Annotated in this window: 24 protein-coding genes and 1 pseudogene; 9 read left to right on the forward strand and 16 right to left on the reverse strand. The window is 51.7% G+C overall.

The window, feature by feature from the left end; all coding sequences use genetic code 11:
* Positions 1-232: 232 nt before the first annotated feature.
* On the forward strand, positions 233-1,660 hold the full coding sequence (locus tag HJG40_RS03755) for an MFS transporter (RefSeq protein WP_215862958.1): 1,428 nt from the start codon (positions 233-235) through the stop codon (positions 1,658-1,660).
* Positions 1,661-1,859: 199 nt separating this feature from the next.
* Here the strand turns inward: HJG40_RS03755 and HJG40_RS03760 are convergent, their stop codons facing one another.
* Positions 1,860-2,417 (reverse strand): mechanosensitive ion channel domain-containing protein, encoded by a 558-nt coding sequence (locus HJG40_RS03760; protein WP_226857061.1) that lies wholly within the window; start codon positions 2,415-2,417, stop codon positions 1,860-1,862.
* Between the two features lie 82 nt (positions 2,418-2,499).
* Here HJG40_RS03760 and HJG40_RS03765 point away from each other — a divergent pair, with 82 nt between their 5' ends.
* Entirely contained in the window at positions 2,500-3,360 is an 861-nt protein-coding gene (locus HJG40_RS03765) for a fumarylacetoacetate hydrolase family protein (RefSeq protein WP_215862959.1), read from the forward strand.
* A 14-nt stretch (positions 3,361-3,374) separates the two neighbouring features.
* Here HJG40_RS03765 and HJG40_RS03770 read toward each other — a convergent pair whose 3' ends face one another.
* From HJG40_RS03770 to HJG40_RS03785, 4 genes are all read right to left on the reverse strand, one after another.
* Entirely contained in the window at positions 3,375-3,767 is a 393-nt protein-coding gene (locus HJG40_RS03770) for a group II truncated hemoglobin (RefSeq protein WP_215862960.1), read from the reverse strand.
* Positions 3,768-3,770: 3 nt separating this feature from the next.
* A complete protein-coding gene (gene speA / locus HJG40_RS03775; protein WP_215862961.1) occupies positions 3,771-5,657 on the reverse strand; it encodes a biosynthetic arginine decarboxylase in 1,887 nt (628 codons plus the stop codon).
* 64 nt (positions 5,658-5,721) lie between these two features.
* Positions 5,722-7,131: a PhoH family protein gene (locus HJG40_RS03780; RefSeq protein ID WP_215862962.1), complete on the reverse strand. Its 1,410-nt coding sequence runs from the start codon at positions 7,129-7,131 to the stop codon at positions 5,722-5,724.
* Positions 7,128-7,607, reverse strand: coding sequence for a peroxiredoxin (locus tag HJG40_RS03785; RefSeq protein WP_215862963.1), 480 nt, complete (start codon positions 7,605-7,607; stop codon positions 7,128-7,130). Before HJG40_RS03785 ends, HJG40_RS03780 begins: the two co-directional genes overlap by 4 nt.
* 117 nt (positions 7,608-7,724) lie before the next feature.
* Between HJG40_RS03785 and HJG40_RS03790 the strand changes: the two genes are divergently transcribed.
* Positions 7,725-8,198: a Fur family transcriptional regulator gene (locus HJG40_RS03790; RefSeq protein WP_215862964.1), complete on the forward strand. Its 474-nt coding sequence runs from the start codon at positions 7,725-7,727 to the stop codon at positions 8,196-8,198.
* Positions 8,199-8,248: 50 nt separating this feature from the next.
* Here HJG40_RS03790 and HJG40_RS03795 read toward each other — a convergent pair whose 3' ends face one another.
* Entirely contained in the window at positions 8,249-10,156 is a 1,908-nt protein-coding gene (locus HJG40_RS03795) for a penicillin-binding transpeptidase domain-containing protein (RefSeq protein ID WP_215862965.1), read from the reverse strand.
* A 205-nt stretch (positions 10,157-10,361) separates the two neighbouring features.
* On the opposite strand from HJG40_RS03795, the gene HJG40_RS03800 reads away from it, so the two are divergent.
* Complete coding sequence (locus tag HJG40_RS03800) at positions 10,362-12,053, forward strand: ArnT family glycosyltransferase (RefSeq protein ID WP_215862966.1); 1,692 nt, start codon at positions 10,362-10,364, stop codon at positions 12,051-12,053.
* On the opposite strand, the gene HJG40_RS15025 is transcribed toward HJG40_RS03800, so the two are convergent.
* The 5 genes from HJG40_RS15025 to ligA are packed head-to-tail and all read right to left on the reverse strand — an operon-like array spanning position 12,004 to position 16,776.
* Positions 12,004-12,462, reverse strand: a complete 459-nt coding sequence (locus HJG40_RS15025; RefSeq protein WP_226857064.1) for an MFS transporter — start codon at positions 12,460-12,462, stop codon at positions 12,004-12,006. The genes HJG40_RS03800 and HJG40_RS15025 overlap by 50 nt on opposite strands.
* Positions 12,425-13,402, reverse strand: coding sequence for an MFS transporter (locus HJG40_RS03805; protein ID WP_226857068.1), 978 nt, complete (start codon positions 13,400-13,402; stop codon positions 12,425-12,427). Before HJG40_RS03805 ends, HJG40_RS15025 begins: the two co-directional genes overlap by 38 nt.
* Before the next feature lie 33 nt (positions 13,403-13,435).
* Positions 13,436-14,071 carry a DUF2459 domain-containing protein gene (locus HJG40_RS03810; protein WP_215862967.1) on the reverse strand — a complete coding sequence of 212 codons (636 nt, stop codon included), beginning with the start codon at positions 14,069-14,071 and terminating at the stop codon, positions 13,436-13,438.
* A gap of 52 nt (positions 14,072-14,123) precedes the next feature.
* Positions 14,124-14,723: an OmpA family protein gene (locus HJG40_RS03815; RefSeq protein WP_226857072.1), complete on the reverse strand. Its 600-nt coding sequence runs from the start codon at positions 14,721-14,723 to the stop codon at positions 14,124-14,126.
* A gap of 52 nt (positions 14,724-14,775) precedes the next feature.
* Positions 14,776-16,776 carry an NAD-dependent DNA ligase LigA gene (ligA, locus tag HJG40_RS03820; RefSeq protein WP_215862968.1) on the reverse strand — a complete coding sequence of 667 codons (2,001 nt, stop codon included), beginning with the start codon at positions 16,774-16,776 and terminating at the stop codon, positions 14,776-14,778.
* A gap of 146 nt (positions 16,777-16,922) precedes the next feature.
* On the opposite strand from ligA, the gene HJG40_RS03825 reads away from it, so the two are divergent.
* Positions 16,923-17,597 carry a histidinol-phosphatase gene (locus HJG40_RS03825; protein ID WP_215862969.1) on the forward strand — a complete coding sequence of 225 codons (675 nt, stop codon included), beginning with the start codon at positions 16,923-16,925 and terminating at the stop codon, positions 17,595-17,597.
* A 21-nt stretch (positions 17,598-17,618) separates the two neighbouring features.
* On the opposite strand, the gene smc is transcribed toward HJG40_RS03825, so the two are convergent.
* Positions 17,619-21,062: a chromosome segregation protein SMC gene (gene smc / locus HJG40_RS03830; RefSeq protein ID WP_215862970.1), complete on the reverse strand. Its 3,444-nt coding sequence runs from the start codon at positions 21,060-21,062 to the stop codon at positions 17,619-17,621.
* A gap of 60 nt (positions 21,063-21,122) precedes the next feature.
* On the opposite strand from smc, the gene queF reads away from it, so the two are divergent.
* Both queF and HJG40_RS03840 read left to right on the forward strand, forming a co-directional pair.
* Positions 21,123-21,548, forward strand: coding sequence for a preQ(1) synthase (gene queF / locus HJG40_RS03835; RefSeq protein WP_031569460.1), 426 nt, complete (start codon positions 21,123-21,125; stop codon positions 21,546-21,548).
* A 12-nt stretch (positions 21,549-21,560) separates the two neighbouring features.
* Positions 21,561-22,967 carry an FGGY-family carbohydrate kinase gene (locus HJG40_RS03840; RefSeq protein WP_215862971.1) on the forward strand — a complete coding sequence of 469 codons (1,407 nt, stop codon included), beginning with the start codon at positions 21,561-21,563 and terminating at the stop codon, positions 22,965-22,967.
* Here HJG40_RS03840 and HJG40_RS03845 read toward each other — a convergent pair.
* The gene (locus HJG40_RS03845) at positions 22,964-23,737 is read right to left on the reverse strand and encodes a DUF481 domain-containing protein (RefSeq protein ID WP_215862972.1); all 774 of its coding nucleotides are present in this window, start codon (positions 23,735-23,737) and stop codon (positions 22,964-22,966) included. The two genes, HJG40_RS03840 and HJG40_RS03845, sit on opposite strands and share 4 nt — an antisense overlap.
* Positions 23,738-23,764: 27 nt before the next feature.
* Complete coding sequence (locus HJG40_RS03850; protein WP_226857075.1) at positions 23,765-24,163, reverse strand: tetratricopeptide repeat protein; 399 nt, start codon at positions 24,161-24,163, stop codon at positions 23,765-23,767.
* A gap of 161 nt (positions 24,164-24,324) precedes the next feature.
* Between HJG40_RS03850 and HJG40_RS03855 the strand changes: the two genes are divergently transcribed.
* Complete coding sequence (locus tag HJG40_RS03855; RefSeq protein WP_215862973.1) at positions 24,325-25,290, forward strand: cation diffusion facilitator family transporter; 966 nt, start codon at positions 24,325-24,327, stop codon at positions 25,288-25,290.
* Positions 25,291-25,299: 9 nt separating this feature from the next.
* On the opposite strand, the gene HJG40_RS03860 is transcribed toward HJG40_RS03855, so the two are convergent.
* Together HJG40_RS03860 and HJG40_RS03865 are read right to left on the reverse strand one after the other, a co-directional pair.
* On the reverse strand, positions 25,300-25,815 hold the full coding sequence (locus HJG40_RS03860) for an AAA family ATPase (protein ID WP_226857077.1): 516 nt from the start codon (positions 25,813-25,815) through the stop codon (positions 25,300-25,302).
* A 178-nt stretch (positions 25,816-25,993) separates the two neighbouring features.
* Entirely contained in the window at positions 25,994-26,260 is a 267-nt protein-coding gene (locus HJG40_RS03865) for a superinfection immunity protein (protein WP_215862975.1), read from the reverse strand.
* 492 nt (positions 26,261-26,752) lie between these two features.
* Here HJG40_RS03865 and HJG40_RS15030 point away from each other — a divergent pair.
* Positions 26,753-26,890: pseudogene (locus tag HJG40_RS15030) on the forward strand (MotA/TolQ/ExbB proton channel family protein); the annotation flags it as partial.

Here is a 26,890-nt window from a genome sequence, read left to right on the forward strand (position 1 = left end):
CCCCCCCAAGGCGCTGGCTGTCGCCGAAGTCATCGACCAGACATTCGCCGAAAATCACTCCAAAACGCTTAGAATCATGCATGTTTCTCACCATAACGAAAGCATAGGTCACTGACAAGCAAACCCGTTTCTCGGGTCACATTGAACTATTTACCACGATAGCCATCAATATTTTATATAGCCATGATTTTTACGCCAATGCAATTTATCACTCAACGTGAGGGGTCTTGCCATGCCTGTAAAAATAACAGCAGAACAGCATCAACCCGGAAACCCGATATTTTCCAAGGAGCGCAGACGTCTGGCCCATGCCCGCTTCGCCACTGTGCTGAAAATTCTGAATGAACCAAGGCGCTGGATATCGGTCTGGTTTCTGTCCTACGCCCTCCTGGGTGCCATTTCTTCCGGCCTCCTCCCCATCCTTTTACCGTTGATGATTGTTGGCTTAACCCATCATCTCAGTTGGGTCGCCTATGTAATGGGGGGATTTAATTTAGGACTCCTGAGTTCTCCCCTCTGGGGCTTTCTGGCAGACAGCAAACAATGGCATCGTCCGGTCTTTTTTGCGGGATTTTTAATGCTGATCATGGCCCTTGCGCTCATGCCTTTTCTTCCGGGACTTTTGCCCTGGAGCCTTCTAGCCGTCCTGGCAGGATCTGGCACCTCGGCCGTGGCCACCGTAGCCAGCTTGTTCATTGTCGAATTTGATCCCAAAGACCACTGGGAGCCTCGTCTTGGTTGGTTGCAGACGTTTAATGGCGCCGGACAGGTGGTCGGCCTACTGGTTGCCGGTGCTTTTGTGGCCAATTTCAAGATGGGTTTAATCTGCTCGGCGCTGGCATTAATTCCCGCAATATGGCTGGGTGCCAAAGGTCTGCCTGCTGCTGCAAAACGTTTTGACTGGTCTGCAGAAATTGGCAACCAGATGCGTCGAGACATAGATTGGCGACTGCTTGCCAATTTTGGGCGTCCCGAACTGTTGGGGGGTGGGGTGATGCGCTTTTCCCATCATTTATCACTGCGGGGTGGCAAACGCTTTAAGGAAGTCTTGTCCACCCGTTTCGGACGGTTTTTGTTCTCGTGGTTTGCTGTAGCTTTCGGCGTTGCCGCTTTTTTTGCTTATTTTCCCGTAGCCATGCAAAAAGCTTACAGCGTGGCCCCCGCCTTAACTGCCAGTGTCTATGCAGTGACGGCCGCCGTTGCCCTGATCCTGTATTCTGTGGGTGGACAACTTTCTGGAAAATTCGGCGCCGGACGGGTATATCGCTGGTCGCTCATCGGACGTCTGCTTGGCTTTACCTTGCTGTTGGCGGTCTTTTTTACGCCCGTTCCCAAAACCTTCGTGGCCCTGTTGGGTTTTGTCCTGATTATTGCCGTATGGCCTTTACAAAGCATTTCGGGTACCACTCTCACCGCCCGCCTGACGCCGTTCAGCCAGGGAGCCGCCATGGGCTTATTTAATGCCAGTGGCGCTGTAGCTACAGTGCTGGGTACATTTATGGGGGGACCGCTGGTGCAGTTTATCGGTTATCCCGCACTATCCGCCATGGCCATTGTGGGGATTATCCTCGGTTGGTTAAGCGGACATAATCTGCAGGCAGAAAATGTGCCGCTCGCAACAGAGGCATCGGCCAACGCAACTACAGAGCCTGCCATTTAAAAACAAACAGAAATCTGGGGAGTGAACCACAAACCGCGACCAACTCGGCGTGGGTCAAGACTGCGGTGGCATGTCCGCTTTATTGTTGGTCATATCTTATTATATAACAAGGTATCGGCTCTGATAAACCCACCTATCAGGCCGCTTTAAAGTCCGGTTTTGTGTCCGGGTAGATGAACCTTTGGATGACTATAGAAAATTACTGATTTTCTTTCTTGTCACCCACATCTGGTAAACGGCGAATCACGCGCTGAAAGAAAAAATTATTGGGGATAACGACCACCGCGCCATCGTCCTGTTTAAGCTCGGTAAACATCAGGTTTTCTTCAACCACTTCACCGATGAGTGCTTCGGGAAAAATCTCGATACGCTGCCCCAGACGTAAGGGCTGCCAAAACCAGATAAAAAAACGTGCAGTTATATTACTGACCATCGCCCACAATGCCAGCATACCCACACCGATTACCGCCAGCAGACTGACAAAAGTCGTCCAGATGGCGGTCACATCCACTGCCCAGACACGCAGCACCACCACCCAAACCAGAAGCCATAAAAACCAGGTGGTTATTCGTTTAAAAACAATACCATAACCATGGGAAATGGTGCGCCTCGATCCCAGAAAAGCCAGCAGGTGATTGGTGGCTTTTCCATACCAACGCAAAATGACATAGCTGCCCAGTACGATCAGTACTGTATAAATCGCTCTATGTAATAGCCATTCGGGATCCACATCAATCCCGTATACTGTCATTACCATGTCCTATCCTTGCCGGGCATTTTATAGGCGCACCATAGCTGAGGTGCTAGTATATGGCAACAAACAAGGCAAGGAGTAAGCATTGAAACTCAGTAAAATCAGTAGCAACAGCACCGTCGAATTGGCGCTCTGGCGCGGTCGGGACTTGCTGTCCCTGCGGAATATCGCCCCGCGATTGACCCTGATGGATTTGCTCGGCGCGAGTGCTAGCCTGCGCAATGATCTGGAACAACGACTTAATCGTGCGCATGCCCAGGATCTGCTTGACCCCGCACAACTGATTTTTCTGCCTCCTTTGCCCGAAAACTGCAAAATCCTCTGCGCAGGACTGAATTACCAAAGTCATGCCACGGAAGTTTCTGCTCCGCCAACGGAATATCCCAACTTTTTTATGCGTTATGAAGACACCCTGGTGGGACACAGCCAAGCCCTGCGTATCCCTTCCAGCTCCCATGAACTGGATTACGAAGGGGAACTCGCTGTGGTTATTGGCAAGCCCTGCTTTGGGTCCATGAATGATGCACAAGCGCTGGATTGTGTGTCGGGTTACACCATTTTCAACGATGCCAGCGTCAGGGATTTCCAGTTTCGCGCCAGTCAGTGGACCCTGGGCAAAAACTTTCCGGCGACGGGCGGATGTGGGCCTGTGGTAGTCAGTGCCGATGAACTCCCTATGGGCGCTAAAGGTCTGGCCTTGCATACGCTGATTGATGGTACGGTTATGCAAACGGGCAATACGGCCGATCTGATTTTCAATGTTGCCGCACTGATTCGTGCCTTGGCGGCAGTCACGCCCCTGCGTTGCGGAGACCTGATTATTACCGGAACACCAGCCGGTGTAGGATTCACCCGCAATCCACCGCGCTTTTTACGGGCAGGTGAACACTGCGAAATTCGTATTGAAGGCATCGGGTCGCTCATCAATCCGGTCTCGGCAAATTGACTCAGTACGTAGGACTAACGATTGCGCATGAAATCTGCCGTACGCTGCAAGGCAGTCTGCAAATGCGTATACACTTCGGGTGACATTTGCTGTTCCTGCATGGAGCGCAACATGCAGGCCATCCATTGATCCCGTGCCTGGTCATCTACCGGAAAGCTGGCATGGCGCGCCCGCAGGCGGGGATGTCCAAATTTTTCTACATACAAATCCGGTCCACCCAGCCAGCCTGAAAGAAATAAAAACAGTTTCTCCTTGGATTCAGTCAGGTCGGCCGGATGCATTTCCCGCAAAGGACTACGCCATTCGGCTTCACTGGCCATCAAATCATAAAACCGATTGACCAATGCCCGGACCGCGCTTTCGCCGCCCAACAGGGTATAAGAAGAAGTTTCAGGTTCAAGAATCACAAATCACTCCAGATAAGTATAACCATGTAAACCATCAGCAAATTGTTGCAGGAAAAGATGCCGTTGCTCAGCATCCAGGCCTACACATTGATCGACTTTTTTCTGATAACGCGCCAATAAATCGGGGGCGGAAAACTGCACGTAATTCAATACTGATTCTACGGTATCTCCGGCCAAAGGCTGCTCCAGAAGAACCTGGCCCTGCGCATTACAAAGCACATTCACCGAATCCGTATCGCCGAAAAGATTGTGCATATCACCAAGAATTTCCTGATAGGCACCCACCATAAATATACCCAATATATAGGGCTTATCATTTTGCACGGCATGAACCGGCAAGGCCGGCGTTAAGCCTTCTGCGGTCACATAGGCGTCAATACGCCCATCGGAATCACAGGTAATATCTTCAATCCGGGCGCGACGTTTTGGCTCTTCATGCAAACGCTGGATGGGCATAATGGGGAAAATCTGGTCGATCGCCCAGACATCCGGTAAAGATTGAAACAACGAAAAATTCACGAAATATTTATCCACAATTTTTTCGTCCAATTCATCCAGAATATCCCGATGCGCCCGATTGTGAGGGTCTAGAAAGCGGCGCACCTGCCAGATAACGCGCGCGTAAATCTCTTCCGCCTGCGCTCTTTGTTCAATGTGCAGCAGACCGAGATTAAATTGTTGATGTACTTCGCCCAGCAGGTAAATGGCTTCCTGATAAACCTCCAGGGCATCTGATGGCTGCGCATTTTCCAGGCGTTGGAGCAGGCGTTGCCACTCCTCGGTGATTCCCTGCGCGGCGGTTGCAGACAAAGGAAGCTCTCCTGCTGCCACTTCCACATCCGTCACGTTCGTCAACAAAATGGCATGATGAGCGGTCAGAGCCCGGCCAGATTCCGAAACCACATGAGGCTCCGGAAGATTTTCCTGGCGGGATACCTCAGCCAGGGCGCTGACAATGGCATGTGCATAATCGCTGACATGATAGTTGGTCGAACAATAGGCACGCGAATGGGTTCCTTCGTAATCCACCCCCAGACCGCCGCCTACGTCCACGACTTCCAGTGCCGCGCCAAGGCGCCGCAACTCGGCATAAAGACGCGCGCACTCGCGCATACCGCCTTTAATAAACTGAATATTGGGAATTTGTGAACCCAGATGAAAATGCAGCAACTGTAAACTATCCAGGGCATTTTCCCGGCGTAAATGTTCAAGCAAGTCGAGAATATGCGCGGTTGATAAACCAAATTTGGATTTTTCCCCGCCCGTATTTTGCCATTTTCCGGCACCTGCCGAAGCCAGCCGGGCGCGAACGCCAATGCGGGGTTGAACTCCAAGATCCCGGGCTTCACTGAGGATGAGTGGTAATTCTGATATTTTTTCCACCACCAGGTAAACCCGCAAGCCCAGCTTTTCGCCGCTAAAGGCCAAACGAATATACTCGCGATCCTTATAGCCATTGCAAATGACTGTACCACCTGCTGGCATAAGGCCCAGCACAGCCAGCAATTCCGGTTTGCTACCGGCTTCCAGACCCACATTGCCTGAGCCCGCCCGCAGAATTTCTTCTACAACCCGACGTTGCTGATTGACCTTAATAGGATAAACCGGGGTATAGCCCCCCTGATATTGCGTATCCTGCATGGCGGCCGTAAAAGCCCCACGCAGTTTTTCTACACGGTGGCCGAGAATTTGTGGAAAACGCAGCAGACAGGGTAACCCCAGGGAATGTTCACCCAACTCCGCAGCCACATCGGCCAGTCCAATCGCCGGACTGTCCGCACGCGCATCGGGTCGCACCAGCATTTGCCCATCTTCGGCAATGTCAAAATAACCTTCGCCCCATTGCTGCAGGTTGTACAGATGACGACTATCGGCCACTGTCCAGCTCATGCCCGCTCTCCCCCTCAAAAGCCTAGCGCAGTCTAAGGGTTCTGCAGGCCATCCGACAAGTCATCTATAGGGCTTCGTTGGCAAAATCTGCCAGTCTTGAGCGTTCTCCACGGCGCAGGGTAATGTGGCCGCTATGTGCCCAATCCTTGAAGCGATCCACCACATACGTCAGACCCGAGGTGGTTTCCGTCAGATAGGGCGTATCAATCTGGGCAATATTACCCAGGCAGACAATTTTGGTGCCAGGGCCCGCCCGGGTAATCAGGGTTTTCATTTCCTTGGAGGTCAGATTCTGGGCCTCGTCGATAATGACAAACTTCTCCAGAAATGTGCGTCCCCGCATGAAGCTCATGGATTTCACGCGAATGCGTTTGTTCAGCAAGTCCTGGGTGGCACTGCGCCCCCAACTCCCAGCTTCATCGCTGCTGCGCGCCAGAATTTCCAGATTGTCTTCCAGCGCACCCATCCAAGGCTGCATTTTTTCTTCTTCGGTTCCCGGCAAAAAACCAATTTCTTCGCCTACTGGTACCGTTGCCCGGGTGATGATGACTTCCGAATAGCGTTTATGTTCAAAAACCTGATCCAGAGCGGCCGCCAGGGTCAGCAGAGTTTTTCCGGTGCCGGCATGACCCAGCAGGGTGACAAAATCAATGTCCGGATCCATCAGTAAATTCAAGGCAAAATTCTGCTCGGGATTACGAGCGACAATGCCCCAAACGGCGTGACGGTCATGACGGTAATCCGTGATCCGCTCGATAATGGCATGTTCAGGATGCACTTCACGGACAATAGCCGCGAAATCATCGGCACCAGCCTCCCCCTGATTCAAGGCAATAAATTCATTGGCATGCCAATGCTGAATGGCTGGACCGCTGATTTTATAAAAACTGCGCCCGCTTTCCTGCCAGGCATCCAAATCGCGGCTGTGCTGATCCCAGAAATTATCACTGAGAATTTCCGCGCCCGTATATAATAAGTCCGCGTCTTCCAGGGCCCGGTCATTTTCGTAGTCTTCCACGCGAATACCCAGGGTGCGGCCCTTGATGCGCAGATTGATGTCCTTGCTGACCAGAATGACATCTTTTTCAGGGTGGCGATTTTGTAAAGCCAAAGTGACCGCAAGAATTTCGTTGTCGGCCTTACCGCCCGCCAGATCTTCAGGCAAAGCCTGCTGATAGGCGGCGGTCTGAAAAAACAGACGTCCCTGAGCGTAGGGTAATGGCAAGCCCTGATCCAGATCCGCCGTATCCGTCAGTAGTTCGTCCAGCCTGCGGCTGACCTGACGAACATTACGGGCCTGCTCGCTGAGTCCTTTTTTATGCTGATCCAGTTCTTCCAGAACAATCATGGGAAGCAGAATGTCGTGTTCCTGAAAGCGGAACAGCGACGCCGGATCGTGCATCAGGACATTGGTGTCGAGAATATAAAGCCGTGGTTTTTGGGATTCCTTGGCAACAGCTTTACCGGTACTCATGGGAGTTTTTTGACAATATCAAGTATCGCCGCCGCATGACCTGCCGCTTTGACCTTGCGCTCAACGTAGGCAATTTTACCTTGCCGGTCAATAACAAAGGTGCTGCGCTCTACGCCAATACTGACTTTGCCGTACATGTTTTTTTCCTTGAGCACGTCAAAAGCGGTGCAGAGGGCTTCGTCGGTATCAGCCAGAAGCGGGAAAGGAAAACTGAACTTGCAGGCGAATTTTTCATGGCTGGCCAGGCTGTCGCGAGAAACACCCAAAATTTCTGCGCCAGCCGCCTGAAAATCGGGATAAAGGGCAGTAAATTCCTGACCTTCTGTAGTGCAGCCAGGAGTATCATCCTTGGGATAAAAATAAAGGACGACAATTTTGCCGTGAAGATCGCGCAAACGGATTTCTGAATCCTTTCCATAAGCAGCAGCGTGAAATTGCGGGGCATCTTGACCGACGGCGATTTTTTCTGAGGACATGGAAGACTCCTGAGTGAACCTAATGAAAATCTAGCGCGGCTGATGCCCTGATGTCCAGCCATTCCCCGGATCACGGTCGGACTTGCACCCATGCAGGGGCTGCTCTAGCATGAACCTATGAAAAATCATGCGCATGATACGCCCTCCCCTACCACGCACAGTGATGCAGAAGTGACCCAGCTATTGCGGGACGCAGGGCAGCGCGTCACCAAGTTGCGAGTAGCTGTTTACAGGACGCTTCTGGAAGCGAAACAGCCCTTGAGCCATCCCGAGGTACAACACCGACTGGAATCAAACATTGCCAGTCCGGTTGATCGGGTCAGCTTATATCGTAATCTGGAGTGGTTAGTGGACATTGGTCTTGCTCACCGCATTACCGCGGATGATCGGGTCTGGCGTTTCAGTGCCCGACGCCTGGAACAATCCAATCAACATCCCCATTTCCACTGTGTTTCGTGTGGACAGGTTTTTTGTCTCCCGGAAAGCCCGGTCTCCACGCCCACGCTTCCCAAGGATTATTCGGTCATCGAAATGGAACTGGTGGTGAACGGTGTCTGTGCCCATTGTGGTAAAAACAAAACCCCCCATTGAATGATTCCGGGGGCACCGCAGCAACCTGACCGGGCCAATATGAGCCGGTACTATGCCCCACCCCCGCCTTCACTCCAGATTTCGGCCTGAGCTCTGGAAACCAGTGGCGCCTCAAAACGGCAAATATCCTTACCACCCTTTGGAGTGGGCACCTTCAGTAATGCGCCCGAGTCGATATCTTCTGGATTAGTCAGCTGATTAATATGCATGAGATGGGCAACAGAACTGTGATATTGTTGAGCAATTTCTGCCAGATTCTGGCCGGGCCTGATGGTGACGCGCATGGTCGGGCCATGATGACAGGCAGGAGCCACATCCAGCTCCTGCAAGGCATGACGCATGGTCACCCGAAATACGGGTGCTGCTTCTATGCCCCCAAAATTCCATTTGAAATGACTACCGCGCAGGGAAACGGCCATCACCAGTTGCGGATGATTGCCGGGGGCGAAGCCGACAAAGGTGGCATTGGTGGTATGTCCATAAAAGCCGCCATGGCCATTGGCCATATTGGCTGTACCCGTCTTGCCCGCCACATGATAACCATCAATGGCCGCCAATATGCCTGTTCCTCCCGGCTCCGCCACGCTCTGTAGCCAGACTCGCAATTTTTTGGCCACCCATTCAGGCATGATCCTCTTGGCGACCGGCGCCTGCCCCATGACCAATTCCGGACGCAGATGGTACCCCCCATTGGCAAAGGCGGCATAAGCATCTGCCAATTGCAGGGTGGTGACACTAACCCCATAACCCAGGGCAATGGTGGCATGGCGCGCCAGGCTCCAGCTATGCCAGTTGGGAAGGACCCCTGAAGTGGCATCTACGAAACCGAGATCGGGTTTGCGCCCGAACCCGGCGCTACGGTACATATTGTAAATAATCTGCTCCGGGGTTTTGAGTGCAATTTTGGAGGCCCCGATACAACTGGAATATTTGAGAATATGTTCAATATTCAGGATGTGATGGCGCACATCATCGGTGATGGCATAACCATCCACCATCAGTGGATGAAATACATTGAATCGGGCATCAGGCTGAACACTGTGGCTCGCCAGGGCTGCTGCTACAACAAAGGGTTTCATCACAGAACCCGGTTCAAAGGCCTGATGCACAGCATTATTGGTATAGTCGGCAGGATTCATGCAGGAACCCTCTGCATTAGGGTTGCAACTGGGTGCACTGACCATGGCCATGATTTGTCCGGTATGCAAATTCATCACGACTGCAGACCCCTCTTTGGCGTGAAAATGATGCAGTGAGCGGGTCAGGGTAATATAGGCCCAATATTGAATTTGGGGATTAATGGTGAGCTGCAGGGAATGACCAAAATGCGAGAGTTTTTGCACTTTGGCCACGTGTACTATCTGGCCATGACCATCCACCAGTGCCAATTCCTTACCAGGATGCGCCCTGAGCCAGGTGTTGTAACCACGCTCCAAACCTGCAGAACCTTGGTGTGCCTCATCCACCAACCCCAGCAGGGGGGTTGTCACCGCACCCATAGGATAATAACTGCGGCTGGTATCCTGCACATATATGCCCGGCACCTGCAGTTTTTGTAGAGCCGTTCCGAACTCCGGAGCAATCTGACGTTCAATATAAGCATAATCTGCTCCCCCACTGGCCACTCGACGGGCAAAACTGGCTTCAGACAGATGCAGGGCATGACTGAGTGCTGCCCATTGGTCGCGGTGTTTATCCAGAATGGCAGGGTCCGCCCAGATGGTAACCGCATGCACATTCACCGCCAGAGGTTCACCATTACGGGCCGTGATGATTCCCCGACTGGCTGGCAAAGGAATAGCCCGTAAATAGCGCATCTGACCCTGCTGACGCAAGGTGGACTGGTCCAGAATCTGCAAATAAACATCGCGAATCAACATGACAGCAAAAGTCAGCAACAGGACGATGATGACCAGACGCGCCCGCCCAGAGGGCAGGAATTTTACGGGTCTATCCATTGACAATACGTTTCAATAACAACAAATAGTTCTACCTGAAAGCATTAGAGCCGTAAGTTGGCGCGATTTAAGATTAATATGATAAGTAGACTTTGCAAAAGTTCCCGGTAACCTGCTTTGCAGTAAGCCATGGAGGATCAGGACCTTATTTTTGGTATGATAAGCGCCGCACTGCTGACCACTACCATGGAGACCGCCTGCTGATATGGCCTTCAACAAAACGCTTAGTCTGTCTTGTTTTTATTTTTTATGCGGCCTGTTGTTTATGGGAGCTTTTATCCTCTTTACCTACCATAGTGGCAGCGGCAGCCTCTGGGATATTGATGAGCCCAATAATGCCCAGGCACTCAAGGAAATGTTTGCTCAGCATAATTTTGTGGTTCCCCTGTTCAACGGGACCCTGCGCGTTGCCAAACCCGCTCTGAATTACTGGCTCATGTGGGGTGGTGTGGAAGCGTTCGGGATGAACAGTTGGGGTTTGCGCATGGGGTCCGTATTGGTCGGCGCACTTTTTGTCCTGTACCTGACACTTTCAACGCGACGGCTCATAGGCGCTGGGCCTGCTTTGCTGACGGGCCTGGTGGCCGCCACTATTTTGCATAGCCAGATTATTTTCCGGGCGGCGGTACCGGACCCCTTATTGATTTTATTTGTCAGCATGAGCTTGATCAGCTATTTGCGCGCCTATCAATTCCCGGAGGCACGCAGCTTCAATATTTTACTCAGTTATGCCGCCATGGCCCTGGCCACTGTGGATGAAGGACCGATAGGCTTCCTGATTCCGGGACTGATTATTGTGGTTTTTTTATTATTGCGCGGTAATCTCCCCTATTTATGGAAAGAAGGGCGTCTGCAATGGGGTTTACCTTTGTTTTTGCTGATTGGCCTACCCTGGTATGTTGCCGTAGGGGTTGAAACTCACTGGAGATGGGATCTGGGCTTTCTTTTGCGGGCCAATATCAGCCGTTACAATGCTGAAATGCAGGGGCATCAGGGGCCATTTTTTTACTACCTGCTAACCATTCCGCTCGCCCTGCTCCCCTGGTCCATATTTCTCCCTCAGGCTCTGCGGCCTCTGTGGCTCAAACGCAAGCAACTGATCCAGCAATATCCTGTGGATACCTTTTTGCTCAGCTGGTTATTGGTGTGGGTCATTTTTTTCAGCATTTCCGCCACCAAACTGCCCAATTATGTCTGGGAAGCCTATCCGCCCCTGTTTATTTTTCTTGGAATACGCCTTTACCAGGCTCTATCCGGGGAAATATCCTTTCGCCACCGGGGATTATATACGTCTCTGTTCGCGCTTTTCAGCGTCGGTGCGGCACTGGTCTATGCTGGTGCGGTAATCGTACCGGCAAAAATTCCTCCTCTGGGCTCGCTTTATTATCTGGGATTACCCTATGCCCTGTCTGCCGTCTTTGCCGCGCTTTGGGTATGGAAAGACCAAGTTGGACGCTGGTTGATCACTCTGACCGCCGGGGCCGCCGCCTTGACTTTCGCACTGATGACCTACACCGAACCTGCATTGAATATTTTGAAGCCTTCTTATTTCATGGGCGAAAAAATTCGTCAGTACCAAGGCGACAACCCCTATAGCATTGCCGCCTGGCATTGGTTCCAGCCCAATTTTCTGTTTTATGCCGGGCGTGGCAACATGATTTTGCACCGGACCAAGCATATGGCGGAATTACAAAACATTCTGCGTCATAATCCCCGTCCCCTTTATCTGGTATTACCCAGTCGGGATGTTCCTGATATGCGCAGAAGCCTGCCGGATAATCTCCATATCCAAAGCATTTATGTCAGTTATGAGTTGTATAATCATGAAAATCTGACCTTGTTACGCATCAGCCCGCAATCTGCTGTTTCCCTTCAGCACCGGACCCCTCCGGGTTAATCTCGGGATTTGCACCGGCGGAAGTGGAAAACGTCGGATCTGCCAGATTTTCCTCGCCCGCTACCTGTTCCAAATTCTGGCGGGCAGGCTCAGGCAATAAAAAGGTCAGGGCCAATCCCGTCATACTGAATAAAAAAGTGAGCAGAAGAGTGTTTTCTATGCCCATCGCCTGGAGCAGAATGGGAAATAAAAATACGCCAATAAATGCGCCTACCTTGGCTGTTCCTGCGGAAATGCCAGCGGCTGTAGTCCGTAAATGGGCAGGATAAATTTCTGAGGCCAAAACAAAAGTAGTGGTATTGGGGCCAAATTCCGCAAAAAAATAACTGATGGCATACAAAGCAATAAACAGAGCAAATGCCCCGGCTATATCAGGAATCACGCCAATGGCAAGAAAAGCTATGCCCATGCAAAAAAAAACCAATCAATTGCAGACGGCGATGACCAATACGGTCCAGAGTGAATGCTGCAAGAAAATATCCCGGCACTGCAGCAACTGCAAAAACAATCCAGCTCCAGGCAATATTGGCCATCAGCCCACCCTGTGGGGCCAGCGCATGCATAATCATGGGCGTCGAAATAGTATTACCATAATAGGCATAATCAAAAGCAAACCAGGCCCCAGCCGTGCCCAATAAATATCGCCAATAATGTCTCAGTGGCTTTGGAGAGGTAACCGATGAATCTGCGTTTTTGGGTGATTTTGTGGCCCGATTCAGCCAACGCGGTGATTCCGGCATACTACGCCGCATCCAGTACGCACCAAGTGCAGGAAACGCCCCCAGCCCCAACATGATGCGCCAGGCCAGATCATGGTCAATTTGTGCGGCTAACAGCGCCAGAGCAATACCAGGGCCAATCAAAACACCCAAAGCCTGAAAGGAAAAAGTCAGACCCACCAGCAATCCGCGATTATCCCGATTGGCATATTCGCTCATGATCACTGAAGACAAGGGATAATCTCCGCCTACCCCCAGCCCCAGAATAAAACGAAATATAATTAATGTGGTAATATCATTGGCGCAGGCAGATCCCAGTGCGCCAAGTACCATCAACAGGGCTTCGATACCGTATATTTTTCGACGACCATAAATATCCGCAATTCTACCAAACAGATATGCCCCAAATAGTACGGCAAGCAAAGAAATGGAGCCAATCAGGCCCATCACCAGAGCATCAGGATGCCATTCCTGACGAATCAGAGCCAAAGCGTATCCAATGATAAATAAATCGTAGGCTGCCGAAAAAAATCCCAGCCCGGCAGTTAACATGGTTTTTAAGTGAAAAAGCCCGAGAGTAGCGTCATTCAGCGCGGCAATGGACGAAACAGATGTATTTGCTGATTTCATATACCCCGACGGACGTATTTGGGCGGAACAGCGCTATTTACAGACTGGCAATGCTTTTAGCTGGTTGAGCACCTGCCCTGCGAAAATTACCCCCGCCGGATGAACCGCATAACCCGCCGTTTTCAGAGCGGTCACGGTCCAGGTATTGCAGGTATGAAAAGCATCATACGTACCCGGCGAGGCAAAAAATTTGCTGCGAGGATAAGGCCCGGCCCCAACAACTGTCAACCCGTTTGTATGGTTTATAGTCAGAAATGCAGCGATATAATTATCCAGTCTGTGCAGATTTTCCGGAGTGACCGGTAACCACCGGACTTTAACACCCGGCAGATCGCTTGCTGCACTCAGATTTTCCACGGCTCTGATCAGCATCACGCTATGAGAAGGCAACAGGGCGCTGATTCCCTCCCAGATACTGGGGTTTTCGGCCATATAGTAGCGCCGGTTACCCCATCCGAAAATCCAGTCATGAGGCTTGACTCGAAAATACTGCGGTACAAACTTTAAGTCACCCTGCATTTCATCAGTAGGAATGATCAATCCGGTATGCCAGCCTATATCAATAACACCAACCTCAGCTCTGTCGCGGGCACATGCTTCTGCTGTTGTTGTAGCCGCATGACTGGAAACCGGCGGTAGGGCTGCACAACCAGTCAGGAAGGCCATCATGCCGATCTCCAGAAAAACTGGCCGCCAAGCGCTCACGCGTCTGCCGTGACTACTATCTGTATTTTGGTAACATGGCATGGTAGACAAAATCCACGCGCCGGTTGCGCTTCCAGCACTTTGCATCATTGGCGTAACACAGGAGATTGTCCTTACCAAAGGAAACCATTTCAATTCTGCTGGCCGATACCCCGTCGGCTTCCAGCAGGCGCGCCACGGATTCTGCCCGGCGATTTCCCAGAGCCAGATTGTATTCCTGGGTACCACGTTGGTCGCAGTTGCCTTCGAGGCGCACGTTTACATGGGGGAATTTTAATAAAAACCGGGCATTATCAAGGGCAATATGACGACCATGGACATTGACCTGGCTACTATTCGTTGCAAAATGAACGCGCAGATGCGTCGGTAAGGCGGCCAATTCAGCGTCAGATAAATACTTGTTCCGCCCCCCGAGGGGACCATTAATATTCTCACTTTGTACGCCTGGAACCGCATAACGCTGGGTAGGTGGCTGGGGTAAAGCATGGGCAGGCACGGGTATGCGGGCGACCGGACGGGATGAGACTTCCTGTGCGCATCCTGTTAAAAGCAAGGAAGCGGGCAATAACATCCAAAGTATATGCATAACGGGCAAGCGAGCGCGGAAAAGTGGCATTTTTTCTCTCCTTGTGGCAATAGCCTTGTGACCGCTGCCGCGCTGCTAAGTTTCAATCAATATGTAGGGTTGTGTATGACTCCTTCAATAGTTCCAGCAACTGCGCTTCATCCAGAACCGCTATGCCCAGCTTGGCTGCTTTCTCTGCCTTGCTGCCCGCATCCGCACCCAACACCACATAATCGGTTTTCGCGGAAACTGCACTACTGACCTTCGCACCCGCCGACTCAATAGCCGCCTTGGCTTCATCCCTGCTCATATGCGGGAGGGTTCCTGTCAGGACAAAAATACGTCCGGTCAGAGGTCCAGAGCTTTTGGGGGTGACTTTTTCCCAGTGCAAGCCTGCAACGCGCAAGGCCGTAATCACTTCCTGATTATGGGATTGCGCAAAAAAATGCTGGACAGACTCGGCGACAATGGGCCCTACATCCGGAATATTCTGCAGTTGTTCCACATCTGCCGACATCAGTGGGTCAAGATCACCAAAATGCTCAGCCAGTGATTTGGCCGTCGCTTCACCGACCTGACGAATACCCAGGGCATACAAAAAACGCCAGAATTGCGTTTGCCGGGATGCCGCAATTTCAGCCAGTAGATTTTGTGCGGATTTACGGGCCATACGCTCCAGACCACACAACACGTCTTCATTGAGGGAATAAATGTCGGCCACCGTTTTGACCAGTTCACGATCTACCAGTTGGGTAATCAGTTTTTCGCCCAGACCACGAATATCCATGGCTTTGCGTGAAGCGAAATGGCTGATTGCACCCATCCTTTGCGCCGGACAATAAATCCCCCCCATGCAACGATGCGCAGCCTCGTTACTGAGGCGCAACACTTCCGATCCGCAGATCGGGCAATGATCGGGCATCTGCCACGGCTGTGTATGGTCGGGTCTGGCTTCACGGATGACCATGACCACTTCAGGAATTACATCACCCGCCCGCCGCACCAACACCGTATCGCCTACCCGAATATCCTTACGATCTACTTCATCCTGATTATGCAAACTGGCACGACTGACCGTTACCCCACCGACCTGCACTGGATGCAACTGGGCAACGGGTGTAATGACACCGGTACGTCCCACCGAAGCCAGAATGTCTTCAACCACGGTTTTTTCCTCATGCGCCGGGAACTTATAGGCAATAGCCCAGCGCGGCGCGCGCGCTGTGAAGCCCAGGCGCTCCCGTTCATGCAAATCATTCACCTTGAAAACCAGGCCGTCTATTTCAAAGGGCATTTGTTCACGCAAATCCTGCATTTTTAAATAATAAGCTTTACAATCATCAATATATTCAATCTTGCTAAGGTAAGGAGTTACTTCAAATCCCCATCCGGAAAGTTGATGCAACACTTCAAGATGGGTTTCAGGCAAGGGGGCACTCACTTCCCCCCAGCCCCAGGGGAAAAAAGCGAGGGGCCTTTGCGCCGTGACCTGTGAATCCAGTTGCCGCAAGCTTCCCGCCGCCGCATTGCGGGGATTGGCAAACGGGTTTTCATCATTCCGTAAACGTTCATTATTTAAACGCTCAAAAGCCGCGACCGGAATGACTACCTCGCCACGAACCTCAAGAACGTTCGGCCAATTCTCACCCTTTAGCTGCAAAGGCACATTGCGAATACTCCGCACATTGCTGGTGACGTCTTCTCCGGTACTGCCATCTCCCCGGGTGCCTGCCTGCAGTAATTGTCCGTTTTCATAGCGGATATTCACCGAGAGGCCATCAAATTTGGGTTCCGCGCTCATGCTGACCTGCTCATGTCCCAACCCTTTGTAGACTCTCGCCAACCATTCTGCAAAGCCCGCATCGTCAAACACATTGTCCAAAGAGGTCATGGGCACACGATAATGTATTTCGGCAAAATGATTGAGGGGGGCTGCACCTACCCTTTGAGTTGGCGAATCGGCACTGCGCCACTGTGGATAGCGATTTTCGAGTACCTGAAGTTCTCGCAGGAGCACGTCATATTCCGGATCGCTGAGAGTCGGCGCATCTTTCTGATAGTAGGCGGTATTGGCTTCGCTCAGTTGCGCACGTAATTGCATCATTCGCTTTAGATCCCTGTCATTGGCTGATGCCACTCATTGCTCCTTTGCTGAAATTCAGGCGTGGGTAATTTTTGGGCGGCGTATCCCGAATGCCCTTTCTGGTATATTTTTGCAGATAATTGAACTACCAACCAGAAGGAGAATGTATGGCTTTGACCCTGTTTGACCTCGATAACACCCTGCTGACCGGTGATTCAGACCACGCCTGGATGGAGTTTTTGGGCAGTCGTGGCATTGTCAATGCGGAAGAATTCAATCACCACAATGATCAGTTTTACGCCGATTATGTGGCCGGGCGCCTGGACATCCATGCTTTTCTGGACTTTCAGCTCACGCCATTAGCCGCCCACCCCCGCGCCCAACTGGATGTCTGGCATCGTGATTATCTTCAGGAAAGGGTTTTGCCCATGATTTCCAATCGGGCACGGGCTTTGGTGGAAGATCATCGCCAGCAGGGCGATTTGTTGGTCATTATTACGGCCACCAATCGCTTTGTGACCGCACCCATCGCCACTGAATTAGGCATTGGAAACCTCTTGGCTACCGAACCCGAAGTAAACACAGACGGAGAATTTACGGGCAAAACGGTCGGCACCCCCTGCTTCCAGGCGGGAAAGATCGAACGCCTGCGTCACTGGTTGCAAGAGCAACAACTGGATTGGCAGCAAAGCTTGCAAGGCAGTACCTTTTACAGTGATTCTTACAATGACCTGCCTCTATTGGAAACCGTCGATTTTCCTGTTGCTGTAAACCCCGATGAACGCCTGCGTGCCCATGCCACAACCAAAGGCTGGCCAATTCTTTCCTTGCATGATCAATAAAAGGTTCAGCAAATTCCTGTATTAGGGTTCAGAATCGGCGGCAGCTGCCAAAGTTTCCGCCACAGAAACCGGCACGATGCGAGAGACTCCGGGTTCGGTCATGGTAACGCCGATAAGTTGTTCACCCACCTGCATGGTCAAGTTACGGTGAGTAACTATTAAAAATTGGGTTTGTGCGGCCATTTCCTGGACCAAATGGCAGAAACGGCCAACATTGGCGTCATCCAAAGGAGCATCTACCTCGTCGAGCACACAAAATGGAGCAGGATTCAGTCGAAACAGCGCAAAAACCAGGGCAATCGCGGTCAACGCTTTTTCTCCACCGGATAATTGCTGCAAAGTGGCATTCCGTTTGCCGGGAGGTTGCGCGCGTAAAACCAGACCGGCATCGAGCAAATCGTCACCCAGCAGACTCAGTGCTGCCTGACCACCCCCAAACAAAATGGCAAACAAGTTCTGCAATTCCTGATTAACCCGATGGAGGGTTTCGGAAAAGCGCGAGATCGTTTCCTGATCCATAGAGGTCATGGCTTCTTCCAGACTATTCAGAGCCATTTCCACATCTTCCACCTGACTTAACAAATTTCCGCGCCGATCTTCCAGCTCTTGCAATTCTTCTTCTGCGGCGAGGTTCACATTCCCCAGGCGCTGTATGGCTGTGGCAATGCGTGCCAGTTGCGCTTCCGAAGACTGCGAATCCGGACAAGGTCCGGGGTTTTGTCCCAGAGTTTCTGCCAGTTGTGCAGCTCGCAGACTATTTTCTTCCAGACGGACCTGCAAGGCAGCCATTTCCTGTTCGGTCAGCGCCAGGGTTTGTTGTAAATGGCGCAGCTGAGTTTCCAGTGGATGGCGCTGCTGCTCCAGGGCGCGTATTTGTTGATCTATGGCCTGTGCTGATGTCTGATGCTTTTGGACGACGGCCTGTTGTTCTCCAAGCCGATCCTGAAAAGTTTTCTGTGTATCCTGCAAATCAGGAAGAGCTTGCTGTAGTGCCTCCAGATTCTGGCGGCTGAGCGCAATGGACTGCATCAATTGCCGATCCTGCTGCTGCAGGTCATCACTGCGCTGCTGCGCTGCCGCCGATTCAGTCTGCAGTTTTTGCACCTGTAATTCCAGTTGCTGACGTTCTTCCCGCAAGCGCCCGTAGGCATTACGCAATTCCTGAACGCGGCGTTTGTCCGCATCCGCTTTTTGTTGCGCCTCGCGCAGCTGCTTTTCGTGTACAGCCCACTTTTCTTCCTCGTCGGCAAAAGCTTTGCGCAGCCCACTCAAGCGTTCCGAGGTGGCGGCTTTTTCAGAATCCAGACGCTGTGCTTCCATTTGCCGCTCGGTGCGTTGATGCTCTTCCGATTCCACCCGACTGCGTAAACGGGCGACAGATTCCCGTTCCTGTGCCAGTTCCCGGCTGAGTTTCTGCACTTGCGGTTCAGCTTCGCGCAGGGACATTTGCAAAGCGCGTAGAGCCTCTTCGGCTTCATTCAGCGCCGCTTGTGTAGCCACGGCTTGCGCTTCGGCGGCAATCATAACCTGCTGGTTATCTTCCAGTTCCCGCCGACACTGTAGCAAGCTGGCCGCATCTTCCTGTTCGGGAAAAGTCACCCCCACCGCGTGTACAATGACTCCCAGCGGAGTTATCCAGGCTTCCCCTGCCCCTAGCTCATGCCGTTTGGCCATTGCGCTTGGAAAGTCGGGTGCGGTCCGCAAACCCCAGAGCCAATCTTGCATGGCCTTTCGCAAATTATTGGGAATCTCCAGCACGTTCAGCAAAGCATCTTCAGGAAGGCTCGTCAGTTCCTCAGCCGATTCCCATAACGTGCTGTGCTTCATGGTCTGGTCAGGCTCAGCCAGCACCCGGGCGTGAAGGCGATCACCAAGTACCCGTTCAATGGCCGCCTCCCACCCCTGGCGTACCTGTAAACAATCCATCAACAACACTTGCCCGGATACCCCCGCAGGGCTGGATTTTTGCAGGCGTTGCAATAGGCTTTCGAGCGCCTTATGGCGGGCCTTGCACTCTTGCAACTGCCCCTGGGCGCTTTCACGCGGCTCGCGCAGGTTCTCAATCTGTTTTTGTTGCTGTGCCAATTCCTCCCGCAGGGCTGCCAGATGATGGCTTGCCGTATTCAGGGTCCCTTCCAGCGTTTGCACACGCCGTTCGGCCGCATCAAGAGCAGGACGTTCTGATGGCATTTCCTGAACAAAACGCGCAAGACGCTTATCCAAATCCTGTAAACGTGGCTCCAGCTCCCGGATCTGAGCCAGCAGCACATCACGTTTGCGACGCAAATCGGCAATCGTTTGTACACCCAATTGTCGTGTCTGTTCCTGATCTTCAGCCTGGCGCTCTGCTGCCAGACGGGCTTGACGGGTTAACTCCTCCTCTTTGCTTAAGGTTTCACGACGACCCAGCAAAACCTGAAGACGTTCTTGTCTTTGTTTTTCGGCATCCAGTTGCCGTTGCATTTCGCCGTGGATTTTTTGCTGTTGGTTCTGAAATTGCTCCAATCCCGACTGAACACGCTGAATCTGAGCGATATTTTCTTTGCGTTGATGATCTGCTTCACTGAGATCCGCCTGAACAGCATACAGCCCGGCCTGGGCGACGCTCAGACTGTCCTGACAAACCCGCGCTTCCTGTCGCAAGCTCTCCAGACCCTGCTCGGTCAATTGGCGGCTGTCTTCCAATGTCTGGTTTTTGGACTGTAATTCATCGCGGCGCTGATTCAGGACTTGTGCTTCCGTCTCCAGCATCTGCAGGCGTTCAGAAACAGCCCACCATTGCCATTGACGTTCTTCAACGCGCAAGGCCCGCATTTTCTGGGCAGCCTGGGCCTGACGTTGCAAACGCTGCCACTGACCATCCATTTCACCGTGAATATCATGCAGGCGTTGCAAATGCTCTCGGGTTTCGGCAATGCGCTGTGCGGTTTCCCGGCGCCTTTCCTTGTAGCGGCTGATTCCCCCCGCCTCTTCCAGCATGGCGCGCAAATCATCGGGACGCGCCTCAATAATCCGACCAATGGTTCCTTGTTCGACAATGGCATACGTACTGCTGCCCAAACCCGTACCTAAAAACAGATCACTGACATCCCGCCGTCGGCAACGCGCGCCGTTAATCCGGTAATGACCATCTCCCTTGCGATCCAGGCTGCGTTTAACACTGATTTCAGCCACCTCAGCAAAAGCACCGGGCGCAGTGCCATCACTATTGTCAAAACGCAATTCCACACTGGCCTGGGAAGCCGCCGGACGACTGCCTCCCCCATTGGAAATGACATCACTCAGGGTGCCGCCTCTTAATTGCCTGGCGGAAGACTCACCCAGCACCCAGCGCAAAGCATCTACGGTATTGGACTTGCCGCAACCATTGGGTCCGACAATCACCACCGGATTGGCGCTGATCTGGATGCGGGTGTTTTCGCGAAAGGACTTGAAGCCTTGAAGAATAATAGCCGAGAGGCGCATGAACAGTGGTTTTTAGGTATGATACCGGGCTATCGAAACTTTTATGATGAGGATTAAGCCATGCCCAGTCAACCCAGCAAAAGTCTGGAACGATTCCCCAACCCCCATCCAGAGCGGGATTACGTTGTGCATATGGATATGCCTGAGTTTACCTGTCTCTGTCCACTGACCGGACAGCCCGATTTTGCGCACTTTATGCTCGATTTTATTCCTGACCAACATAATGTTGAACTTAAATCCCTGAAACTGTATCTCTGGAGTTTTCGCGATGAAGGCGCTTTTCACGAGGCCATGAGTAACCGGATTGCTGACGACATTATTCAACTGATTCAGCCACGTTATCTGCGCCTTCTGGGCCGCTGGTATGTGCGTGGCGGCATCAGCACCGATCTGCTTATCGAACATCGTCAACCCGGCTGGGATAACCCCGATATCCTCGGGCAGTTGCCCGGCGTGCAATGGACCCGGCAGCAGCCCGGTTACTAATCGGCCCCGAACATGCCCACTTACCTGGGGATGGATTTTGGAACGTCCGGCTTGCGCGGGATTATTATTGATGAAAATCTCAACACGATAGCCAGTACCGCCCTTCCCTATCCCGGCTACCCGTCTGAAAGTTTGACCGATAGCCAGGGATGGTTGCGGGGACTGGAAATGCTGGCGCAACAATTGCGGTCTATTCATACCCAGGCCTGGTCTGCCATCAAGGCCATGAGCCTGGATGGGACATCCGGAACTCTCCTGCTCAGTGACCGAATGGGTAAGGTTCTGGGTCCGGTATTAGCCTATTCAGACCAACGTGCTGCAGCACAGGCACAACAGTTGAAACAGCAGTGGCCTGCAGGAGGCATTTGTTTATCCCCTGCCAGTTCCCTGAGTAAGCTTCTGTGGCTCCGCCGTCATCTCCATAATTTTTCGGAGGTGCATTACGTACATCATCAGGCTGACTGGATAGCCGCACACCTCATTGGTCACTGGGGGATTTCAGATCGGGGAAATGTGCTGAAAATGGGTCTGGATGCTCAACAGATGAAATATCCGGAGAAATTGCTCAATATTCTGGAAACTGCGGATATAAATCCGGCAATTTTACCGAAAGTCATGCGGGAAGGGATGAGCATCGGCACGCTGAATAAAGCATGGGCTCAAAGGCTGGGATTATCCACAGCGGTCCAGATTCGCGCCGGTTGTACGGACAGTGTTGCAGCGGCTGCTGCGGCTGGCTTATACGTGCCCGGCACAGCCCTGAGCAGCCTTGGTTCATCCTTGGCTTTCAAGGTCGTGCATGACAAGCCAATCCATAAAATGGGACTTTACAGTCATTATCTGGGTGATTTTTGCCTGGTTGGCGCGGCATCCAATGCCGGAGCAAGCGCCCTACTGCAGCATTTTCAGCGTGAACAAATGCGGGCGTTAGAATCCTCCATTCATACGGAATATCCCAGCGCTGCTTTGTTGTATCCTCTGGCCGGCAGCGGAGAACGCTTCCCGATACTGGCACCTACATGGCCTGGAAGTATCATTCCCACCGGACAAAATACCGAGACTTTTCAGAAGTTGCTGGAAGGACTCAGCTATATCGAAGCCTGGGGCTATGACATTATGGAAAAAGCGGGGGTCAGCGTTCAGGGACCCATAAAAACGGTGGGGGGTGGCAGTATTAATGCTGCCTGGATGCAAATGCGTGCCCACATTTTGAATCGGCCTGTAGAAATCGTTGTGGACACTGAGGCAGCAAAAGGCTCTGCTCTCATTGCCGCGTCTGCCGATTTGGGGGGACTCAAACTATTAGGGCAGATGCCTTCCCCATCCGGAAAATTGTTTTACCCTGCAGCAGATGCCGTACAGCGTTACGCACCATATGTTCAAAAATTTCAGGAAAAATTTTCCCGATTTGCTGTTTAAAAGTTATAGGCCAGATTGATAGTAGTCAGGGTATTCATCGGTTTAAACCCAGGTTGCACTTTCGCATTATAAGTTGCGATAAAGGCAAGACGCAGATTCAAAGGCCCATATAACGGACTGACCACGGTAAAAACCGAATTATAGGTATTCGCTCCATTATCCGCCAAAATGGCATCTACGGCCTCTGATAAATGCGCATGTGGGCTGAATTTCCAGAGATACTTTCCATAGAGACGGGCAATGGGATGCGTACTATACACTCCACCAATGGGGTGGGATTGACGCACACCGGCACCCGCTTCAAGGCGCAGATGAGAAACCCGATTCAAGATAAAAAAGTGTCCATAACCCAAGGTTTCGTCTGCACGGAAATAGTAACCATCAAAATGATTGCGATGATAATTGAGGTTTGCAAACAAATATTGCTGCAGGGCAATATCATAGCGGGTCTGATTGCTGACATCCAGGCGATCGGCACTGACTTCTCCTTGAGAAGTCGCGTAGTTATACAGGAGCCTACTCTGGTTCGACCATACACCGCGATGCCAGAGTAACGCGTCATCTGTATTAAGATTGAGCGCCTGGCTGGTTCCTGTACTACTGCTTAAACCTAAACCCACGGTGCCAGACCATTCTGGTTTTTTGGCAAATTCACTTTTGGAAATAACCGAAGGAATTACCGCTGGTTCATCGGCCATGGCCTGCATAGAAACACTGAAAAAAGCTGCAAGAGCAACCCAGGCAGGCCATTTTTTAGGCAAAAGTAGCATGCAAATCTCTCTGGTGATTAATGGATATTATATGGCTGAATCCAACAGCAGTTGGGCGCGGCTGGCTACTTCTGGCGGGCCATAGCGGGCAGCCGCTTTCCACCAGTGAATAGCCTTGTCTATATTGCGGGGTACCCCCCAGCCGTGAGCATAGGCTTCACCCAACATAAGTTCAGCCTGGGGATTGATGTTATAGGCACCCTTACGCCACCAGTGTGCAGCCTCGCTGAAATTTTGGGCAACACCATCCCCCGCAGCATAAGCCAGCCCCAGACGATATTGATCCGGTCCGTAACCATGCTCGGCCCCGGCCATCCATTTCGCCAATACAGCAGGGGTAACGGCATCCGTTGCGCTTGAGGAAAGCGGCGATTCACCAGAAGCTGCCGTTGCAGCCAATGGCAAAAAAAGTAAAAAGACACTCAAGATTAAAACTTTTCCAGACATTCCCGATATCAACACCGACCTCCGGTTTGAAGGATAGTTGTTCAGACTAAGCTTTTTCCCTATGCTTGTGAAGGGTAAAAATCCATTCAGAGCGTAATCCCTTGAGCGATGCAAAATCCCCTGCTGTACACCAACATGATATGCCAGCGCGCTCCGAATCCCGGCAGCATGGGCATGATCACTCGCATGTTCATTCCGGGCATCATCACGGCCATCACCATCATGCCCCCAAAAGTTTTGGGCGGGCTTTTTCCATTGGCATTTTTCTGAATGTTGTTTTTGTGTTGGCGGAAGCCGTATTTGGCGTGCTTGGTCATTCGCTGGCTTTACTGGCCGATGCTGGCCACAACCTGAGTGACGTACTGGGTCTGGTAATGGCCTGGGGTGCCAGCGCCTTGGCCTTGCGTCCTCCATCACAGCGCTACACCTATGGCTTGCGCAGTACCTCCATTCTGGCGGCGCTCGCGAATTCTTTATTTCTGCTGGTTGTTACTGGTGGTATTGCCTGGGAGGCCATAGAACGCCTGCTCCATCCCAGCCCGGTAGACAGTCGGGTGGTCATTGCTGTTGCCGCTCTGGGGGTGCTGATCAACACCAGCACGGCCCTGTTGTTCATGTCCGGACGCAAAGGCGACCTGAATATCAAAGCGGCTTTTTTGCACATGGCTGGAGACGCGTTTATTTCTTTGGGTGTCGTAGTTGCGGGTATTGTCATGCTGTTTATGCACTGGTATTGGCTGGATTCAACGGCCAGTCTTATTATCAGCGCCCTAATTATTCTGGCCACCTGGTCTTTGCTGAAAGAAGCTGCCCGCCTCGTTTTGCATGGGGTCCCGGACAACATTGATACAGATGCCGTCCGCCATTATCTGCGCAGTCTTCCAGATGTGGCAGCCGTTCATGATTTGCATATTTGGGCCATGAGCACCACAGAGACTGCCCTGACAGCACATCTGGTTATGCCTCAAGGCTTTCCCGGCGATGGGTTTTTATCGGACATTGCTAAGACCCTCCGGGAAAAGTTCGCCATCGTCCATCCTACCCTGCAAGTAGAAACCGGAGATACCGACCACCCCTGCGCTCTGGAACCTGAACAGCAGGTTTAAACAGAACCCTCAAATCCCTTCAATAGCAGCCCAGTAGCGATCTTCCGCAACGATTTTTTTAAGATGTTCGCGCAGAGCTTCACCACCCACGGGGTGCGTCCTACCCTGATCCCGGCGCAGGAGATCCGTTAACGGCAATGCCGGAAAGTACTTCAGGGTGAAATCCGTCAAGCCCAACTCGCGTAACCAGGTTGCCTTTTTTTGCAGTTCCACGACGTCCAGATGTGTATCTGCCAGAATCAACACCTCACATTGTTTGACTGCATCGCGAACCCGTTGCTCCCAAAGCCATTGTACCTTGCTTTCCCATGCCGGATTCCATTCGCTCCAGGAAAAGGGTTGACCGGTTTCAGCCTCTTGCAAGGCCACCCGGATCATGTCCCGTTCCAGGATAAGGATGCGCAAGCCAGGATGCTTTGCCTGCATGGATATTGCCCACGAGCTTTTGCCCGAAGCGGCGGTTCCGACCGTAAATATGACCAGAGGCAAATTTTCCTGATCAACGGGCTGAGAATCAGCACTCATTTTAATTTTGTCCTTTTGCTTAAGTTCGCCCATTATTTTCCTGGATAACCTGATAAAACATCATGTAAGACTAAGCAATTACAACATTGTATGCAAAGTGTAGCGTTTTTTCTGGACGGTACTGAACAAGTAGTTTTTTGTATCATTCCACAATCTGGCCGGTCAAGCGCGTTTACAACTAGCGCAACCAGGGTTCTTTTCTGACCACGGGATCTTCATCAAAACGCGCATCTTTTCCCGAAGCTAACGCCCAAACCAGCGCAGCTATCCAGACAAACACGGTCCAACCCAGAAAAACATTCAATAATAAAATGGTCATCCGCTGCGGACACGCCATCATCCATGCCAATAGCGCCGGTAACAAATACACCCCGAGTAACACTACAAAAGCAATGATAAGCAGCACAACAAAACCCGCAGAGCTGTCGGTCATCCAGCGCAGCATGATCAAACCTCCTTGCAGGAACAAATGTATTGTACTGGATTTGTGCTTAGAAAGGGAGTGAGCATCGCAATGCTTCATCAGCATATTATATAATAAGATAAAAATAATCATTAAAAATTTATCATATTGTTTTATCAGTGTTTTTTAATATTCTCCGTAATAAATCCCTTTTGTAAGGAAATTGTCATCAAATTGTCGCAATAGTGTCACATTCCGTTGTTATCCTCTCCGTCACTAAAGGTATAGAACTCTACGAATGATTCTTGCAGCGAGCGTATGCAAGAACGGATAGAGGACTGCATATGCAACACGCGTCAATCAGACACACTGCCGTATGTGATTTCCAGTATCTTTGCGCTCCAGCCAGACAGCACCGGTCGGCGAGCTTTTCGCGCCCTATCCAATGTATCCCCCTGTTGACCCATTTTGGGGTTCATCACCCAGCATTTCGCTTATTCGTCAGCTTCTGCTTGCTATGGAGCCTGTAATCCTATGAATCTTGATTATCTCATTCACCTCGCCAACTACTCGGACGGGGTTCTATACATTTTGGGCCTGATGCTGCTGGTGGAACTGGCGGTGATGGTGGATCGTTTCTGGTACCTGCGGCGGACCATTCTGCGCGGTCTG

It is taken from the genome of Acidithiobacillus concretivorus, from assembly GCF_018853445.1.
GTDB classification, from domain to species: Bacteria; Pseudomonadota; Gammaproteobacteria; order Acidithiobacillales; family Acidithiobacillaceae; genus Acidithiobacillus; species Acidithiobacillus concretivorus.

What these genes read in the sequence shown, in the direction of transcription:
- HJG40_RS03840 (WP_215862971.1), top strand. Translation starts at nt 21,561, where the DNA reads ATGCCCACTTACCTGGGGATGGATTTTGGAACGTCCGGCTTGCGCGGG.
- HJG40_RS03785 (WP_215862963.1), bottom strand. Translation starts at nt 7,607, where the DNA reads ATGTCCTCAGAAAAAATCGCCGTCGGTCAAGATGCCCCGCAATTTCAC.
- HJG40_RS03855 (WP_215862973.1), top strand. Translation starts at nt 24,325, where the DNA reads ATGCCAGCGCGCTCCGAATCCCGGCAGCATGGGCATGATCACTCGCAT.
- HJG40_RS03825 (WP_215862969.1), top strand. Translation starts at nt 16,923, where the DNA reads ATGGCTTTGACCCTGTTTGACCTCGATAACACCCTGCTGACCGGTGAT.
- queF (WP_031569460.1), top strand. Translation starts at nt 21,123, where the DNA reads ATGCCCAGTCAACCCAGCAAAAGTCTGGAACGATTCCCCAACCCCCAT.
- HJG40_RS03810 (WP_215862967.1), bottom strand. Translation starts at nt 14,071, where the DNA reads ATGATGGCCTTCCTGACTGGTTGTGCAGCCCTACCGCCGGTTTCCAGT.
- HJG40_RS03805 (WP_226857068.1), bottom strand. Translation starts at nt 13,402, where the DNA reads ATGAAATCAGCAAATACATCTGTTTCGTCCATTGCCGCGCTGAATGAC.
- HJG40_RS03800 (WP_215862966.1), top strand. Translation starts at nt 10,362, where the DNA reads ATGGCCTTCAACAAAACGCTTAGTCTGTCTTGTTTTTATTTTTTATGC.
- HJG40_RS03860 (WP_226857077.1), bottom strand. Translation starts at nt 25,815, where the DNA reads ATGAGTGCTGATTCTCAGCCCGTTGATCAGGAAAATTTGCCTCTGGTC.
- HJG40_RS03755 (WP_215862958.1), top strand. Translation starts at nt 233, where the DNA reads ATGCCTGTAAAAATAACAGCAGAACAGCATCAACCCGGAAACCCGATA.
- ligA (WP_215862968.1), bottom strand. Translation starts at nt 16,776, where the DNA reads ATGATGCAATTACGTGCGCAACTGAGCGAAGCCAATACCGCCTACTAT.
- HJG40_RS15025 (WP_226857064.1), bottom strand. Translation starts at nt 12,462, where the DNA reads ATGGGCATAGCTTTTCTTGCCATTGGCGTGATTCCTGATATAGCCGGG.
- HJG40_RS03760 (WP_226857061.1), bottom strand. Translation starts at nt 2,417, where the DNA reads ATGGTAATGACAGTATACGGGATTGATGTGGATCCCGAATGGCTATTA.
- HJG40_RS03780 (WP_215862962.1), bottom strand. Translation starts at nt 7,131, where the DNA reads ATGAGTACCGGTAAAGCTGTTGCCAAGGAATCCCAAAAACCACGGCTT.
- smc (WP_215862970.1), bottom strand. Translation starts at nt 21,062, where the DNA reads ATGCGCCTCTCGGCTATTATTCTTCAAGGCTTCAAGTCCTTTCGCGAA.
- HJG40_RS03790 (WP_215862964.1), top strand. Translation starts at nt 7,725, where the DNA reads ATGAAAAATCATGCGCATGATACGCCCTCCCCTACCACGCACAGTGAT.
- HJG40_RS03795 (WP_215862965.1), bottom strand. Translation starts at nt 10,156, where the DNA reads ATGGATAGACCCGTAAAATTCCTGCCCTCTGGGCGGGCGCGTCTGGTC.
- HJG40_RS03845 (WP_215862972.1), bottom strand. Translation starts at nt 23,737, where the DNA reads ATGCTACTTTTGCCTAAAAAATGGCCTGCCTGGGTTGCTCTTGCAGCT.
- HJG40_RS03815 (WP_226857072.1), bottom strand. Translation starts at nt 14,723, where the DNA reads ATGCCACTTTTCCGCGCTCGCTTGCCCGTTATGCATATACTTTGGATG.
- speA (WP_215862961.1), bottom strand. Translation starts at nt 5,657, where the DNA reads ATGAGCTGGACAGTGGCCGATAGTCGTCATCTGTACAACCTGCAGCAA.
- HJG40_RS03865 (WP_215862975.1), bottom strand. Translation starts at nt 26,260, where the DNA reads ATGCTGCGCTGGATGACCGACAGCTCTGCGGGTTTTGTTGTGCTGCTT.